The 2,635-nt window shown below is 72.2% G+C and carries 3 protein-coding genes; all 3 read left to right on the top strand.

All coding sequences use genetic code 11. The features are described 5' to 3' along the window. On the top strand, positions 1-1,223 hold a 1,223-nt coding region (locus D7W79_RS41110), incomplete at its 5' end, for a putative porin (protein ID WP_120530632.1). A 12-nt stretch (positions 1,224-1,235) separates the two neighbouring features. Continuing rightward, positions 1,236-1,955, top strand: a complete 720-nt coding sequence (locus D7W79_RS41115) for a VTC domain-containing protein (protein ID WP_120530633.1) — start codon at positions 1,236-1,238, stop codon at positions 1,953-1,955. Between the two features lie 6 nt (positions 1,956-1,961). Beyond that, positions 1,962-2,635 (top strand): dTMP kinase (gene tmk / locus D7W79_RS41120; protein ID WP_120530634.1); only part of this gene is annotated, 674 nt, incomplete at its 3' end.

Genomic DNA, 2,635 nt, shown 5'->3' on the forward strand with positions numbered 1-2,635 from the left:
GCGGGTGGCGGCGGGGGCTGCTCGTCGCGGTCCTCCTGGGCCTGCCGGCGGTCGCTGGCGCGGCGCCGGAACCGGACGAGGACGCGGCGGCCGAAGCGGATCAGCCGCTGGAGGTCTCCGGAGACGACGACGCGCTGGACGGCGCGGTGGCGCAGGCGATGCCGGGCGGTTCGCAGGGCCCCGTCATGGGCGCGCCGGAGCAGGTGACGGAGCCGGGCGCGCCGGTGCCGGACGCGGCGGTGCCGGGCAAGAAGAAGAAGAAGGACACCGGGCCCAAGGCGGACACGCTGGGCGAGGCGCCGGACGAAGCGGACAAGGTGGACGACAAGGGCGGGCCCGGGCAGCGCATCCGCGTGTTCGGCCGCGTGTTCGCTCGCGCCGCCGCCGACGAGCGGCAGAAGTACGAGCGCGACCTGGGCATCGAGTCCGCGCGCGTGGGCGTGGCCGCGTCGCTGTCCAACCTGGAAGCGGAGGTGAGCGCGGACCTGGCCTCCAAGGCCATCCTGAAGGACGCCTTCGTGCGGCTGGCGGACGACGACAAGCGCCTGCGGCTGTACGCGGGCCGCTTCAAGTCGCCCTTCCTCCAGCGCTCGCAGGAGTCGGCGTGGCGGCTGCCCATCCAGGAGCGCGGGCTCGTGGAGGACTACCTCACGGAGACGAACTCGCTGGGTGGCCGGCGCCTGGGCCTGATGGGCGAAATGCGGCTCAAGGACGCGTGGGGCCTGAAGCTGTCCGCGGGCCTCTTCGAGGGCGGCGAGGACGCGAGCGGGAAGCGGCTGAGCGAGGACGGCTCCGCGCGCCTGAGCATCCGCCCGTTCAAGTTCCTCACGCTGGGCACGAGCACGTACCTCACGCAGGTCATTGACGGGACGAAGCAGTACGCGACGGCGGCGGACGCGGAGCTGACGCTCTGGGGGCTGACGTTGACGGGCGAGGCGGCGGCGGGCCGGCTGGCGCTGGGGCCGTTCCGCTCGCAGTCGGTGCTGGCCTTCTGGACGGTGCCGGTGGGCCATGAGGGGTGGGCGGTGCAGCCGGTGGTGGGCGCGGAGGCGCTGCAATTGCAGGGCGGCATCCAGGCACAGGGACATTCGGTGACGGGGGGCTTCAACGTGTTGCTGGCGGATTCCTTCAAGGCGCAGGTCCAGGCGGAGCGTGCGCTCCGGCCGGGGGACGTGGCGCCCGCGCTCGAGCTGTCGGTACAGCTCGCCACCCGCTTCCGGTGAGGAGACCTGGACATGATCTCGTTCGCTGAAGGCGAAGTGACGAAGCTGCGTCGTGAGTTCAAGCGCGTGCTGGACGCCTCCGAGGCCAAGGCGGTGTGCACGCGGCTGTCGCAGGAGCTGGGCGGGGTGCTGCCGCCGCCCACGCGCATCGTGTCGGTGTACTTCGACAAGCCGGGCTATCCGCTGACGCAGCGTGCGCTGAGCACGCCGGAGGACTGCCTCAAGGTGAGGACGAAGGAGTACTCGCCGGACGTGGGCGCGGCGGGCCGCGAGCGCGTGGTGCTGGAGGTGAAGCGCGAGCGCAACGGGCTCACGCAGAAGCGGCGCGTATGGGTGCCGCGCGCGGAGCTGGGCCGGGCCATCCGGGGCGGCGTGAGCCTGCTGCCGCTCATCGCGGGGGGCAGCCTGTCGCCGGTGCTGGCGGTGACGTACCGGCGGCACGTGTACCAGGTGTCGCAGGAGTGGCGCGTGACGGTGGACCGGGACATCGGCTTCCACGCCGTGTCGCCGGAGCTGGCCCTGTCGCCCACGGCGCTGACGGTGGAGCGGCTGGGGCTGCCCGCGTGGGAGGACTCGCGGGTGGTGGTGGAGGTGAAGCACCTCGGGGCGGAGCTGCCCGAGTGGCTGTCGGCCCTCAATCCGGGGGGCCCGGCGGCATACAGCAAGTTCGCCGAGGGCATGGCGCGGGTGCATGCCTTCGCATCAGGTGGCGTTGGGGTCGTAGGGGGTTAGGGCACCGTGTTCATCGATTTCGAAGGCATTGACGGCAGCGGCAAGACGACGCTGTCCAACCTGCTCGCGTCCCGGCTGAAGCGGCTGGGCTACAAGGTCGCGCACGCCCGCGAGGGAGGCGAATTGCAGTCGCCCACCGCGCGGCGCATCCGCGAGCTCACGCGCGACGCGCGGCTCCTGGAGATGGGGCCTCGCGCCGAGTTCTTCCTGAACCTGGCCCGCGACGCGCAGCAGCTGGAAGAGGTCATCGCGCCCGCGCTCAAGCGCGGCGAGGTGTGCATCACCGACCGCTACCTCTACTCGCAGCTCGCGCTGACGGGCGGCGGGCGGGGCCTGAAGGAGGAGCAGCTCTTGCCCTCCTGCGAGCTGGCGTCGCAAGGGCTGTGGCCGGACCTGGTCATCCTCGTGGATGTGGATCCGGACCTGGCGCGGCTGCGCAAGCGGCTGGGCAAGGTGCAGAGCGGCAAGGTGAACGACACGGACAGCCGCAAGGGCCTGGTGGGCGCGGGGCTGGCGGTGCGCGTGCGCGAGGCGTTCCTGGCCCAGGCCCGCAGGGATCCGGCGCGGTGGATCATCCTGGAGAACAATGATCAGCCGCTGCGCGTGCTGGAGCAGCGCCTGGTGGAGGCCGTGGTCGCGCGGCTGGAAGGCCGTGAGCAGCCGGTGCAGCGGCTGGTCCC

Source organism: Corallococcus exercitus (assembly GCF_003611585.1).
Lineage (GTDB): Bacteria > Myxococcota > Myxococcia > Myxococcales > Myxococcaceae > Corallococcus > Corallococcus exercitus.

Bases quoted from the DNA above. Each gene is read 5' to 3' on its own strand.
- D7W79_RS41115 (WP_120530633.1), top strand. From the start codon at position 1,236: ATGATCTCGTTCGCTGAAGGCGAAGTGACGAAGCTGCGTCGTGAGTTC.